A 14,208-nucleotide genomic window follows, 5' to 3' on the forward strand; every position below is an offset into this window, starting at 1 on the left:
TTGTTATCAGTTGATTTAACAATAGTCATTTTTGCATCATTTGCCTTAAAATGTAACATTGCAGCCCACTGTGTAAACAGCAGAAACGGGGTAAGCATTGAAGTTTACATTTGGCGAAAGCGACCGGTTGCCCTGCTGGCCATCAATGCCAACTTCGGGGTTGCCACCTTTATAGCCTGTAATTAAAATGGCGTTTTGCGCGCTTACATAAACCCTGAAGTTTTTGCTGAACCTGGTTTTAAAGTTGTACCCCAGATCGATGTTTTTAACTGTTAAATAAGAGTTGTTCTCTACCCAGTACGATGGATAATAATCCCGTGCCAGGTTGGTGTTTGACGAGGTTGTTGGTAATAAACCCGCGCCCGGCTGCTGTGGCGAGCGCCACCGTTGGATCACCGATTGCTCTACATTGAAAATACCATCTAAATTGGTGGTAAACTGCTTATACATATCAAACACATGCCCGCCAACCGAGCCCGCGGTAATGATATTCAGATCAAATTTTTTGTAGCTAAAGTGATTGTTAAAGCCAAAGGTAAACTGTGCCCATGGATTGCCGATATTGGTTTGATCCTTGCCGTCAATTACACCGTCGCCATTAACATCTTTGTACCTTACGTTACCAACTGTTTCGCCGTCAAAATGGGGATATTTATCAAGCTCGGCCTGGTTTTGAAAAATCCCTTCAAAAATATAACCATAAAACTGACCTAAAGGCAAGCCTACTTTGGTAATACTGGTTGGGTTGTCATTGGCAGGCGCATCATATATATATGGCGTTGGCCCCAGGCTGATCACCTTGTTACGGTTAAAGGAGATATTCAGATCTGACGACCAGTTAAACTCGCGGCTTACAATATTTTTGGTGGTTAAGGTAAATTCCCATCCCCTGTTACGCACGTTGCCAACATTTGATAACGCCCCGCCAAAACCAGATACGATAGGTACCGGGATGTATTGCAGCAACCTTTGTGTATAACGGTTATAAAATTCGGCAATTAAATAAATACGCCCTTTAAGCAGGGAAACATCCATACCTATATCCAGCTGCCTGGTGGTTTCCCAGCCTAACTCTGTATTGCCAATGCCGTTTAAAGCAGCGCCGGGTGCCAAAGTGCCATTAAACGTGTAGTTACTTTGATCAACCGCGGCTATATAGTCGTAATTACCCACGTTATTATTACCCGCAAGGCCATAGCTGCCAGTAAATTTTACCTGGTCGATAGCTTCTGTTTTAGGAAAAAAAGATTCATCAGAGATACGCCAGCCCGCCGATACCGAAGGGAACGTACCCCAGCGATGGCCGGGGGCAAACCTTGACGAGCCATCCCGACGGATAGAAGCACTCAATAAATATTTATCCTTATATGCATAATTTACCCTGCCTATTAATGATAATAAGCGCCATTCCTCGTCATTAGCGCTGGCCGTAACTATAGTTGCCTTATCAACGGAGCGGATGGCGTCATCGGCAAAGCCGGTTCCATAGGTTAAACGGTTATGAGAAATTTCCTGCTGGATAGAGTAATCGGCAAGTACGGTTAACGTATGATTGCCAAATGTTTTTTTGTAATTGATGCTGTTTTCATTAAGCCAGTTAAATGAGCTTGATGAATTGAACGAGCCAACAGCTTTAACCTGCGTTCCATCTTTATTAGGGACGCGGAAACCACCCAGGAACGATGGCCGGAAATAATCGCCGGTGCTGTTTTGATAGTCAACCCCAAAAGTCGACCTGATATCTAAACCTTTAATTACCTGCCAGTTTACATAGGTGTTGGCAAGCGTACGAAACTGGGTGTATTTATTGGTAGTGTTCACCAGCTCGCTCACCGGGTTGGCATTTAAAGCCGTGCCCGCTACGTTTTCATTACCTGCCGAGCCTACCACATTGGTATAAGAGCCGTCGGGCTGCTTTACCGGCGTAAGCGGACTTTCAAGATATGCCTGGCTTAATACCCCCTGGTCAAAATGGCCATCTGTTTGCTGCAAATTGCGCAGGCTGTAGGTAGGCGCTATGCTTAGGCCAGCGGTTACGTTTTTAACAACATCGGCATCAATGTTTGCCTTTAACGAATATCTTTTAAAACCGGTATTCAACACCGTTCCCTGCTGATCAAAATACCCTAATGAAAACAGTGACCTTACTTTATCTGTACCATTAGCCACTGTAACATCATAATTTTGCATGGGCGCGTTGCGTGTTACCGCTTCAAACCAATCGGTACCCTTACCCAATGCTTTTGGATTTCTGAATACTACCGGCACCTGGCTCATATCAAAAGGCTTACCCGCGGCTGCATCAGCATCCTGTAAGGCCTCAATTCGCCATTGGGCATATTGTTCGGCAGTCATCATTTTTAATTTACTGCGCGACAGGATGGTTTGTACGCCGGTAGATGTATTTACCGTAACGCTCGACTCGCCCTTTTTTGCTCTTTTAGTGGTGATCAATATTACACCATTTGAACCCCTTGAGCCATAAATGGCTGTAGATGCGGCGTCCTTAAGTACGCTGATACTTTCAATATCATCGGGATTAATAGTGCTTATCGGATTTGAATACTGATCAAAACCCGGTGAAAGCGGAAAGCCATCAACCACATATAATGGATCATCGCCCGCGCCAATGGAACCCGCACCACGAATGTTTACAGATACACCGCCACCGGGCGTTCCGGTAACCTGGTTTACGGTAACGCCGGCAAGCTGGCCGGCAAGTTTCAGGTCGATACTGGCGGCCTTGATCTCTTTAATGTTGGCCATTTTTACTGTACCTACAGCGCCGGTAACATTCTTCCGCTCCTGGTTACCATAACCAATTACCACTACTTCACTTAGCTGTTTATTGTCTTCGTCAAGTACAATATTAATAGTGGTACGTTTATTAACCGGCTCCTCTTTGGCTTTAAAGCCTATAAATTTGAACACCAGTACGGCGTTATCATCCACCTGGATAGCATATTTTCCGTTGGCATCGCTTATAGCGCCGATGTTAGTTCCCTTAATAGTTACACTTACGCCTGGCAAAGGCTGGTTGGTAGCATCAAGTACCTGGCCGGTAACGGTAATTTTATCGGCCACAATCACCTTCTCTTCTTTCTTATTTACAATAATGGTTTTGTTGTCAATAGTATAGGTAAGGGGCTCGTCTTTAAAACATTCACGCAGTGCTTCTTCAATACTGGCATTTTTTAGCGATAGCGTAATGGGTTTAGCCTGTTTAATTTCTTTGTACTTGTAAAAAAAGCTGTAGCCACTTTGCTTTTCAATGGCGGTAAATACTTTTTCGATAGCCGTATTATCGGTGTTTAACGTGATGGTTTGAGAGAAACTCTTAGCACTAAGTTGTAAACAGCCAATAGTAATCAGAAGTGCCGTTAATTTCATTGTCAGAAACAGTTTTGAGGTTGCGTTTTTGGGCGCATAAAATACTTTAGCCCTAAAGTTTATTTGCATAACTTCGTTGTGTTTGGGTTAATGATCTGTTAAGGAAACTCAGGAAAAACCTTACCCATACATTTTGGCCGGAAGTATTGCAGTACTTCCGGCTTTTTTATGGGCAAGGTGGCAGTAGGTATTAGTGGAGATGTAGGGTTTCTTTCATAGGTAGATGATTATCCGGTTAATGTAAATGTTATTAAACTGGGATATGGTTAAGGTGAAACGGTTATCTTTTTATCTTCAACTTTAAAGTGCACATGACTAAGTTCAAGTATGTGCAGTACCCGCGATAGTTTGGCGCTTCGTTCAATCCGGCCTACAAACTCATCATCAGATATTTTGCCTTCATAAACAACCTGCATATCATACCAGCGCGAAAGTTGTTTCATGACATCCAGGATGCTGGCACGGTTAAATTCAAAATAACCATTTTTCCAGGCTACAAACTTTTCGGCTTCCACATCAACAACATTGATATGGCTGTCTTTAACAATCCCCTGCTGATCGGGCTTCAGCATGCTGCTGCGGCCACCTGCGGTTAACTGTACCGATCCTTCAAGCAATGTGGTTTTAATGGCATCTTCATCATTATAAGCCATAATGTTAAAGTGGGTACCCAATACTTTTACATTTAAGTCGTTAACACTCACTTTAAATGGCTTTTGAGGGTTTTTAGCAACCTCAAAATAAGCTTCGCCGGTTAACTGAACGTTACGCTCGTTACCGGCAAATGATGTGGGATATTTTAAGGATGATGCCGCGTTAAGCCAAACCTTACTGCCATCGGGCAATATTACCTGGTACTGGCCTCCCCGGGGGGTGCTGATGGTATTATAGGTTACCGGGCCATTTGACGAGGCTGTGTTTCCACCGTCAACGGTATAGATCAACTGGCCATCCGCCGTTTTTTGAACACTAATGTTTCCATTTTTGGCAATGGTGCCGACTCTCGCGGAATCGAGCACCACTTTTTCGCCGTTATCTAAGGTTAGGACTGCGTCATTTTTGCCGGGGTCTGCATCGTGCTTAACCGGGACTTTATTAACCGCCGTAACCGGAAGTTGTGCAGGGTACTTAAGGCTATAATAAAGCCCGGCACCAACGATTGCCAGTAAAATGGCAGCCGCGGCGGTAACCCTGTAAAAAATACCATAAAGAGCTTTAGGGTCGGGCTGTTCTTGCGATTGTTGAATCCCCGAATACAAACGTTGCAACATCCTGTCTTCCAGTTGCTGCTTTACTCCCATCATCTCTTCATCCCAGTTTGTATCTTCCTGCAAACGGTCAAATAGTTCTAACAGCAGTTGTTCTTCCTCTACAGAAGCCTGCCCGTTTAGATACTTTTGAATTAATCGCCTGAATTCCTGCTTTTGCACAACCTGGTTATTTATAGTGAGAGTAAAAAAATGAGGGTATCCCCTACCCAAAGTTTAAAAATATTATTTCCCCGCAAAGATCGCCGAGGCGCAAAGCCTGGTGTGGCGTTAATTAAGTTTTTTTGCTTTAAAGATTGTTAAATTTCATCTTTTATCAGCAGTTCATTTTCATGTACACTTTTTGCGTTTTAGCGATCTTTGCGAGAAATCTACTTTAAGTGGCTAATATAAAGCTTGCTTATATTACCACAGCAGTAAAAGTGCCATCTGCAGTAAAAAGAAACTACCCAATGAGGTGCGCAACTGCCTTAGCGCTTTGGTCAAATGATTTTCGACCGTTTTGGTGGAGATGTTTAGCCGGGAAGCTATTTGTTTGTGGCTTAAGTAATCTTCGCGGCTTAGTTTATAAACTTCGCGGCATTTATCGGGCAGGGTACTTACTACCAGGCTTACCCGGGCCATTAGTTCCTTATATTCTATATTCTCGTATTCGGCGGGTGTTTGCAGGCATTCAAACAGCCTGTCGAAAACATCGGCGGTTACCCTGCCATTCTTAACCTGGCGATACACCTCGTACCGGGTGGCGGCATATAAATAGGCTTTCAGAGAAACATTTATTTCAATGTTATCGCGGTTGTTCCATAGTTTGATGAAAAGCTCCTGAATGATGTCCTCACAAGCCAGCTTATCCTTTAACACATTATATGCTGATAGATAAAGCTGCTGCCAGTATTTTCTGTAGATGGCCGCCAAAGCAGTTTCATCGCCCAATTGTAATTGTGCAATCAATTCAACATCGCTTATGGCTACCTTGTTGGTCATATTAAAGCAGGAGGTTAACATACCACAGGGCTAAATTTAGTAAATATTAACTAAATGTTTAATATTAGTTTATCATTATTTGATATTTAGTAGCTTTTTTGTCGATAAGTATCGCTTTTTTCTCATTTATTCTCCATAATTTATCATTTGGCATCATGAAAAATAATGCCCATACTACGGCGCCGGCCAGCGGTAATTTCGCCGATGCCGTGCTTCATATTAACCCGGTGATAACCCTTGCTGCCCTTTGCCGGCCTAAAGCTGGTGGTGAACAAAACCATATCGCCCTTGGCAGGTTTAAGCACCATCGCCCGCGATTGCTCACGCGGCTTTTGCTCTATCAAAATAAACTCACCACCCTCATAATCAACACCCGGCTCATCCAAAATAAATACCGATTGGATGGGAAAAAACACCTCACCATACAAATCCTGGTGCATGGCGTTGTAGCCGCCTTTGGCGTATTGTAATATGAGCGGCGTTGGGCGTAATTGCTCCTGATTATGGCAGTGCTGTAACAATTCATCCAACGTAGCTGCAAACCGGGTTTCCTTACTTAATAGTTCCATCCAGTTGTTGGCTACCGGTGCAAGGCGCGGATATATACTCTCCCTAAGTTGTTGTATCAGCCCCGGCAGCGGGTATTTGAAATATTTATATTCACCGCGGCCGTAATTGTGGCGTTCCATTATTACGGTTTTGCGATATAGCTGATCGTCAGGATATTGAGCCGTAAGGCTATCGCATTCATCGGCAGTTAAAACAGTTTTAACTATGGTGTAACCCTTGTTGTCCAGATCGACCTTGATATCTGCCCAGTTTAAATTTTTTATTCTTTCCTTGATCTCCATAAAATTACATTGAAACAGGTTGATTAACTAAGGCAGCTTCCCAGCCTATGATGGCCGATTTACGGGTTGATCCCCAATGATATTGACCCGATTCGCCAGTTGCCCGGATCACCCTATGGCAGGGGATCAAAAATGCTACCGGGTTCGCACCTATCGCACTGCCTACCGCCCTGCTGGCATTTGGCGACTGGATAGTCTGGGAGATATCGCCGTAGCTGCACAGGCCTCCCATGGGTATTTTAAGCAGTGCTTCCCAAACCTTTAGCTGAAAGCTACTGCCTTTTAAATGCAATTTTATCGCCGGTAACTGCGACCAATCCTTTTTAAAAATATGCAAAATATCCTGTTGCAGCATATCAACCACCTGGGTATAAGCTGCGTTAGGGAAGTGTAATTTAAGCTGATCCAAAGCATCGGCATGATCATCGGCAAAGGCCATATAGCAAATACCTTTAGGGGTTGATGCCACAATGATATTCCCGAACGGGCTTTGGGCGAAACTATAGTTGATACTGAGCTCTTTGCCTCCGTTTTTATACTCGGCAGGGGTCATACCTTCTATATTGATAAACAGGTCGTGAAGCCGACCAGTTCCGGACAGGCCTGTTTCATAAGCGGTATCAAACAAGGTGGCCTGCTTGTCTTTCAGGATTCCTTTGGCATAATCCAAACTCAGGTATTGTAAAAACTTTTTGGGGCTGATGCCTACCCAATCGGTAAACAGCCGCTGAAAATGGAAGGGGCTAAGGTTTACCTTTTCAGCTACCTCATCTAAATTGGGCTGACTTTTAAAGTTGAGTTTTATGTAGTTTATCGCCTCGGCAATACGGTCGTAATTGATATTTTCCTGTGTGTTCATCATGTTGTTTGTTATTTACACTACAAATGTAGGCTGATGTTGAATGTGATAAAACCCGGAACTTGCGGAGATTAGGAGCAGCCTCACCTAAATCCTCTCCAAAGGAGAGGACTTTGAAAATCATATCCAAGAGCCTCACTTCTCCGAAAGAAAGAGTTTAAAAAGTTAAAAATCCCCCCCTACAAATCAAAAGTCCTCTCCTTTGGAGAGGATTATTCGTTTTTTTACTTTTTGTTTTTTGCACTCATGAAAGCTGCGCTATTTAGGTGAGGCTCCTCCTTGTCGCCAGCAAACCTAAACTCAAAATTAAACTGGTACCCAAAACTACTATAAAAAGCAAACCAGTGCCAACCTGTGGTATTTTTAAGTTGTCGGGCAGATTATAATAAAGCAAAACACTTATTAGCCCTCTTGGTACAATAACCAGTTCAGGCATCAGGTCGGTTTTGGATATGAGTTTGATGTACAGGAAACGCACCAGGTAAATACACAGCAAAATAGTGCCGCCTGCCAATAACAAGCTAATGTTTTGCAGTTGATAAATGTCCATAGTATAGCCAAAAACAATAAAGAAGAAGGTTCGCATTAAAAAAGCGCTCTCTGCCGATAGCTGGAACAACTGCCTGATATCATGCTGAAAAGTTGGATAGATAAACAGTTTTTTGAACCAGGGCAGATTGATTTGATTGGCGTTATTTAAAAATAAACCCAAAGCCAATACAATAATAAGCGCTGAAAGATGGAACGACTGCCCTATAGAATACACCAGTATAAGCAACGCGATGATGAGAAATGATTTAATGTGATGCGTTAACCGCCCTATCAAATAAAGCAACAACAGGCAGGAGATAATAGCCGCAATGATGATCCCAGTGAGTTCGCCGCCAAGCTTTACAAAAGATACAATATCGATATGCTGATTGCGAACAATAAAGTTAAACAGCACCACCGTAAGGATATCCGAAAAAGAAGATTCATAAATAATAAACTCCCTTTTATTCTTACTTAAATTGGCAGCCGATGGAATAGCCACCGCCGAACTCACCACGCAATACGGTATAGCATTTACAAAACACAGGTAAAAACTTTGGTATGTTAAGTACCAAATGATAGCCGTAATGGCAAACGCGCTAACCAGCAATATGCTTAATGCGGATAGGAATGCTCTTTTGATGATGGCGTTTTTGCTACTGCTGTACCTGAGTTCCAGCGCCCCTTCAAACACAATGAGTATTAAACCCAATGTGCCAAGCGTAGGCAAAATGAGATTTAAATTAAACATCTTTATCCCAAAGTAGTCAACCACCTGTTTAATACCAATCCCCAGCATTAACAGTAAAATAACTGATGGAATCTTTGTTTTACCGGCTATGAGGTCAAACAGGTAGGAGAAAATTACCAGGCCGCTGAGTATAATGAGGGTTGTGTATGTAGTCAAATTTCAGAAGGTTGATCAGGGTTAATAGCTAAATACATGGTAACATACCAAACTTAAGCATTGTTTTTAAAGATAGCCTAAGCTAAATGGTGCATCGGAGAAATCGCTTTTAAAGATTTGCGTAGCAAAAGGTAGCTCCTATGGAGCAAAAAAGCATAACTTACTTATTCTACAAATAGGTAGCCGCTATGCGGCATAGAATATTTAATAAAACCAAAGAATGCCGCATAGCGGCTACCTGTTTGTAGAAACAAAAGAACCAGATAAGATGCCGAATAGCGGTTACCTATTATGCTCATTGAAAGATGTTACTTTGTGCAAAAATGTCAAACGCGATTTACCTGAATGGTGCATTTGATTAAAAGTCAATATCTGTTATATTTACTTTTCAATTTAAACCCTTCATGGACCCTGCACAACTTTACAGCTTTAAGGTATGGCTTACCATGCTCATATTCGCACCCTTGTTGCAAACATCGGCCGGGCAGATTTTTTTTCACCAGGGCGATATTTTATCTTTTGAGTTTATTAAAAGCTACCCGGTATCCGTCGGCGTTTTATTGGTGCTAAGTGCTCCCTTAGGAGCGTTGCTTACATTTAGCATCACCAGGTTAAGCAGGCAAACCGAGGCACTATTGCTTAAACAAAGGGTTACCATAGCCATTGGCGTTACAACGTTGCTTGTATTTGGCGGCGCCATTATTCCCAAAGCCTATACACTTTTGGAGCTTTCGGTTATGATACTGCCTTATACCTTATCACTTTTGTTAGGCGTTTGGCTATGCAACCTGGATTTGGAACAATACAATAATGAAGAAGAGGAAGAATTGGAAGAATCAACCCCTAATCAATGATTTTTAAACAAATAACGCAACTATCTAACCTAAGTTTTCTTTTATGCTATGGCGGTTAATCAAAACGTTACTTGCTATCTGCGGAATCATCTTAGGAGGCTGGATGTGTGCCGTTGGCTATTCAGTCAAGATAGGGCCATTTATCAATGCATTCTTATTTTTGGGCGGTACAGTGCTGTCAGGTAGTTGTTTCACCTATCTTTTAGCCAGGCTTATCAAACGTAATATTGTTGAATAGTAATTAGCATTTCCTGTTTAACATTTCTTTGCCTATAATTAGCAAATTTTAAACCCCTCACCCTGCATTGAGATTATTTTATACCCTTCTTGCTTTTTTATTGCTGCAATTAAACTTGCGGGCCCAGGTAAAACTTACAGGCTCTGTTACAGATGTTTCCCATCATGGTTTAGGCTATGCAACACTGAGTTTAACCGATATATCCACTCAAAAAAATTATTCAACACAGGCCGATAGCGCCGGCAAATTCGGTTTTGATAAATTGGATAAAGGCGATTATCGGCTTAAAGTTACCTATGCCGGCTTCAGCAATTTTGAAACGGCATTAACTTTAAATGCCGATACTACTTTAGCTATCGTCCTGCAACAGGCCAATAATAGCTTAGGGCTTGTGATGGTTACCGCCAGTAAGCCAGTTATTGAAAACAGCCAGGAAAAACTCATTTACAACGTATCAGGCAATGTGACTGCTACCGGTAGCGACGCGCTTACCGCTATTGGAAAGGTACCAGGTATCAAAGTATCTGGCGATGAGATCAGCATTGCCGGCAAAGGCGCTGTTAAGGTTATGCTGAACGACAGGATCATTCAATTGGCTGGCACCGACCTGGCCCGTTTTTTAAAATCCATATCGGCTAACCAGATCTCCAGGATAGAACTCATTAAAAACCCATCTGCGGCCTATGATGCCGAAGGTAATGCCGGGCTCATCAATATCACTACCAAACGCAGCACCAAACAAGGTTTATCTGGCAATGTACAGCTGAACAATAAAAAATGGCTGCACACCCCGGCAACGGTTTATGGCACAAGCAACTGGTGGATGAGTGATGGCAGCGCCAATATTAATTACAACTCCAATAAATGGTCGGCTTATGCTAACCTTAATGTGGCGGCAGACCATGAGCTGGAAGGTTTTGAAACCGATGTATATTACCCCAAACAAACCTGGCGACAAACAGATACCGGCGATTATAAAATGCATAGCTTTAACGTGGTTGCCGGGGTTGACTATAAGCTAAGCCCCAAAACCACTATTGGTTTAAGCTACCTGGGCGGCCGGGAAGTTTATGTAGGATCCGACAATGTAAATAATCCCATTTACAACAGCGGCGGAGGTTTAGATTCTACCTTGCGTACTTACGCCACCTATCATCCTATCGCGCTCAGCAATTCGGGCAATATCCATGCCCTCATTAAATTTGATACAACGGGCAAAAAGCTATTGCTTAATGCCGATTACTTTAACTATTACCGCACCGACCGATCAAACTTTGAAAGCAATACCTATTCACCTGTTAATCAATCGATTCCTACCAGTAACACCCGTTATTACGACACCAATAAGCAAAACATAAAAGTATTTACATTTAAAGCCGATGCCGAGATCCCAACATCATTTGCCAAAATAGCCTTAGGGACCAAGCTTAGTTTTATCAATAATTACAGTAATGCTTTTTATTACGATAAGGACGCCAACGACAACCTTACTTATAACACCAACCTAAGCAACGAGTTTAGGTATATTGAAAACACCCAGGCTGTTTATGCCAACATCAGCAAAGAAAAAAACAGGTGGAAATACCAATTAGGTTTAAGGGCCGAGTATACCGAAACCAAGGGCGAATCGATCACCCTGAATCAAACAACACCTAACAATTATCTTAAGTTGTTTCCCTCTGTAGCGATTTCTTTCCAGGCTGATACCGATAATAGTTTCGGTTTCACTTTTGGCAGGCGCATAAACCGACCTACATTTTGGAATTTAAATCCCTTTAAATCGCTATACACGGCCTATAGTTATGGTGAGGGTAACCCGTTTTTACGCCCCGAGTATAATACCAATTTCGAGCTATCGCACACTTACAAAAACGTATTAACCTCGGCCGTGTTTTTGAACATTACGGACAATGGCTTTAATAACGTAACCATATCCAGTGCCGATACCAACCTGGTACGCACCATCCCGCTTAATTTTATCAAAACTTACCGGCTGGGAATTTCTGAAAACTTAGCGCTGCACCCTTTCCCCTGGTTTGACAATAATAACCAGGTTACCTTTTACCATACCGACGCTCATTCGGGTTTGGATTATATTAAAAGTATTAACGGGTATGGTTTGTACATAGCTACCAACAACACCCTATATTTTAATGCCGATAAAACGATGGCCGCCGCGGTAAACTTTTGGTACCAATTCCCGGAGGTGGACCACATTGGCCGATCTGACAGGTATTACAAACTGGATGCCGGCCTTACTGCCATTACTCTAAAAAAGAAACTGAACATCGCCCTTAATTTCAATGATATTTTCAGGACCAGCGCCCAGGCATCAACCTATACCGTAAACGGCATTAAAACCAAATTCACCAATTTTCAGCTCAACAGGTTTGTGCAGTTAAGCGTCGCGTACCGTTTTGGTAAAGAAACCAATACCGATAACCGGGATACAGGGAATGAGGAAGAACGGAAGAGAATACATTAGGAAGCTTAAAGCAAAAGGCCAAAAGCCTAAAGCTTTTCAATAAAATTAGCTTTAGGCTTTGAGCTTTCCGGTTTAGGCTTAAAGCAATAACTTTACAAAACATTGAAGGTACAACCAATGTTACTCACCATATTTGCATCAAACACTTAACTATGGCACATCTATTCTCGCCCCTTAAAATAAAAAATATCGAACTTAAAAACCGCATTGTGGTATCGCCTATGTGCGAGTATTCAAGCGAAGACGGCTTTGCTAACAACTGGCACCTGGTACATCTGGGTGGTATGGCTGTTGGCGGCGCATCTTTAATTATAACAGAAGCTATCGCGGTATCACCAGAAGGCCGTATCAGTGCGGCAGATTTGGGTATATACAAAGATGAGCACGTTGAGAAATTAAAACAGATCACCGATTTTATACACGCCCATGGTGCTTACGCGGGTACACAACTGGCACATGCCGGTCGTAAAGCAAGTCACCAGCAACCATGGCTTGGCGGTAAACAGATCGCGTCTGATCAGCCCGATGGCTGGAAAACTTTCGCACCAAGCGCGGTACCTTTTATTGATACTGAAGAAGCCCCCATCGCTTTAGATAAAGCAGGCATTGAACAAATAAAAGCCGATTTTAAAGCCGCTGCAGCAAGGGCAGTTAAAGCAGGCTTTGATGTGATTGAACTGCATGGCGCGCATGGCTATTTGCTGCATGAGTTTTTATCACCAGCAAGTAACAAACGTACGGATGAGTACGGCGGATCATTTGAAAACCGTATCCGTTTTCTTTTAGAAGTTATTGAAAGCGTGCACGAAACCTGGCCGAAAGAGAACCCGCTGTTTGTACGCCTGTCGACAACTGAATGGACTGAGGGCGCCTGGACAGCCGATGACTCTGTAGCGCTGGCAAAAATATTAAAGGAAAAAGGCGTTGATGTAATTGACTGCTCAACCGGTGGTAATATAGCCGGTGTTAAAATACCGTTAAAACCAGGTTACCAGGTTGAATTTGCAGAGAAAATTAAAAAAGAAAGCGGTATACTTACCGGTGCAGTGGGTTTAATAACCAAAAGCCACCAGTCCGATGAAATTATACAGGAAGGTGAAGCCGACCTGATATTTATGGCCCGCGAAATGCTCCGCGATCCACATTTCCCGCTCCGTGCAGCACATGAGCTTGGTCACGAAGTAAAATGGCCGCTTCAATACGAACGGGCGAAATGGTAATTTTGAGTGTTCATAGTTGATGGTTCATAGATCATGGCAAAAAAGCAATAAAGCCACGCTACAAAACCATAAACTATGATCAATCGGCTATGAACAATGAACCATTAACCATGAACTTTTAAATACAAAAACCACAAACTATGAAACGTACAGCAAACGCCCATTGGAATGGCACTTTACAAGCTGGTAGCGGCGAGATCACTACTCAAAGCACCGTGCTTAACAAAACCCAGTATTCATTTAAAACCCGTTTTGCCGATGGTATTGGCACTAACCCCGAAGAACTGATTGCAGCAGCTCACGCGGGTTGCTTTACCATGGCTGTTGGTGCTGCCTTAACCCAGGCCGGCTTTACCCCTGGCGATTTGACTACCGACGCTATCCTTGATTTGGATATGCAGGCCTTAAGCATCACCGGCATCCACCTGGAACTTAAAGCAACAGCTATCGACGGCGTTGACGAAGCTAAATTTAAAGCCATTGCCGAAGACGCAAAAGCCAATTGTATCATTTCAAAGGCACTGAGCGTACCGTTTACTTTGAACGTTACTTACGCGTAAGCGATAATTCTTCTCTATGTCATTGCGAGGCACGAAGCAATCTCGTAACTATACATGTTCG

At 42.8% G+C, this 14,208-nt stretch carries 10 protein-coding genes; 4 read left to right on the top strand and 6 right to left on the bottom strand.

Translation table 11 applies throughout. The features are described 5' to 3' along the window. Nucleotides 1-45 precede the first annotated feature (45 nt). The 6 genes from FHS10_RS11335 to FHS10_RS11360 form a co-directional block, all read right to left on the bottom strand. Nucleotides 46-3,459 (bottom strand): TonB-dependent receptor, encoded by a 3,414-nt coding sequence (locus FHS10_RS11335; RefSeq protein WP_259090555.1) that lies wholly within the window; start codon nt 3,457-3,459, stop codon nt 46-48. 197 nt (nt 3,460-3,656) lie between these two features. Next, nucleotides 3,657-4,820: a FecR family protein gene (locus FHS10_RS11340; RefSeq protein ID WP_259090556.1), complete on the bottom strand. Its 1,164-nt coding sequence runs from the start codon at nt 4,818-4,820 to the stop codon at nt 3,657-3,659. A 243-nt stretch (nt 4,821-5,063) separates the two neighbouring features. Continuing rightward, nucleotides 5,064-5,642 (bottom strand): RNA polymerase sigma factor, encoded by a 579-nt coding sequence (locus FHS10_RS11345; protein ID WP_259090557.1) that lies wholly within the window; start codon nt 5,640-5,642, stop codon nt 5,064-5,066. A 143-nt stretch (nt 5,643-5,785) separates the two neighbouring features. Further along, the gene (locus tag FHS10_RS11350; protein WP_259090558.1) at nt 5,786-6,493 is read right to left on the bottom strand and encodes a 2OG-Fe(II) oxygenase; all 708 of its coding nucleotides are present in this window, start codon (nt 6,491-6,493) and stop codon (nt 5,786-5,788) included. Nucleotides 6,494-6,497: 4 nt separating this feature from the next. Further along, on the bottom strand, nt 6,498-7,352 hold the full coding sequence (locus FHS10_RS11355; protein ID WP_259090969.1) for a bifunctional helix-turn-helix domain-containing protein/methylated-DNA--[protein]-cysteine S-methyltransferase: 855 nt from the start codon (nt 7,350-7,352) through the stop codon (nt 6,498-6,500). Nucleotides 7,353-7,614: 262 nt separating this feature from the next. Next, a complete protein-coding gene (locus FHS10_RS11360) occupies nt 7,615-8,790 on the bottom strand; it encodes a cation:proton antiporter domain-containing protein (protein ID WP_259090559.1) in 1,176 nt (391 codons plus the stop codon). Nucleotides 8,791-9,194: 404 nt separating this feature from the next. Here FHS10_RS11360 and FHS10_RS11365 point away from each other — a divergent pair, with 404 nt between their 5' ends. The 4 genes from FHS10_RS11365 to FHS10_RS11380 all read left to right on the top strand — a co-directional run bounded on the left by FHS10_RS11365 (nt 9,195) and on the right by FHS10_RS11380 (nt 14,147). Next, the gene (locus FHS10_RS11365; protein WP_259090561.1) at nt 9,195-9,644 is read left to right on the top strand and encodes a hypothetical protein; all 450 of its coding nucleotides are present in this window, start codon (nt 9,195-9,197) and stop codon (nt 9,642-9,644) included. 305 nt (nt 9,645-9,949) lie between these two features. Then, a complete protein-coding gene (locus FHS10_RS11370) occupies nt 9,950-12,367 on the top strand; it encodes a TonB-dependent receptor domain-containing protein (protein ID WP_259090562.1) in 2,418 nt (805 codons plus the stop codon). A 152-nt stretch (nt 12,368-12,519) separates the two neighbouring features. Further along, nucleotides 12,520-13,587, top strand: a complete 1,068-nt coding sequence (gene namA, locus FHS10_RS11375) for an NADPH dehydrogenase NamA (RefSeq protein WP_259090563.1) — start codon at nt 12,520-12,522, stop codon at nt 13,585-13,587. Nucleotides 13,588-13,727: 140 nt separating this feature from the next. After that, a complete protein-coding gene (locus FHS10_RS11380) occupies nt 13,728-14,147 on the top strand; it encodes an OsmC family protein (protein ID WP_259090564.1) in 420 nt (139 codons plus the stop codon). Nucleotides 14,148-14,208 lie beyond the last annotated feature (61 nt).

Origin of the sequence: Mucilaginibacter dorajii (genome assembly GCF_024808255.1) — a bacterium.
In the GTDB taxonomy this organism is placed as follows: Bacteria; Bacteroidota; Bacteroidia; order Sphingobacteriales; family Sphingobacteriaceae; genus Mucilaginibacter; species Mucilaginibacter dorajii.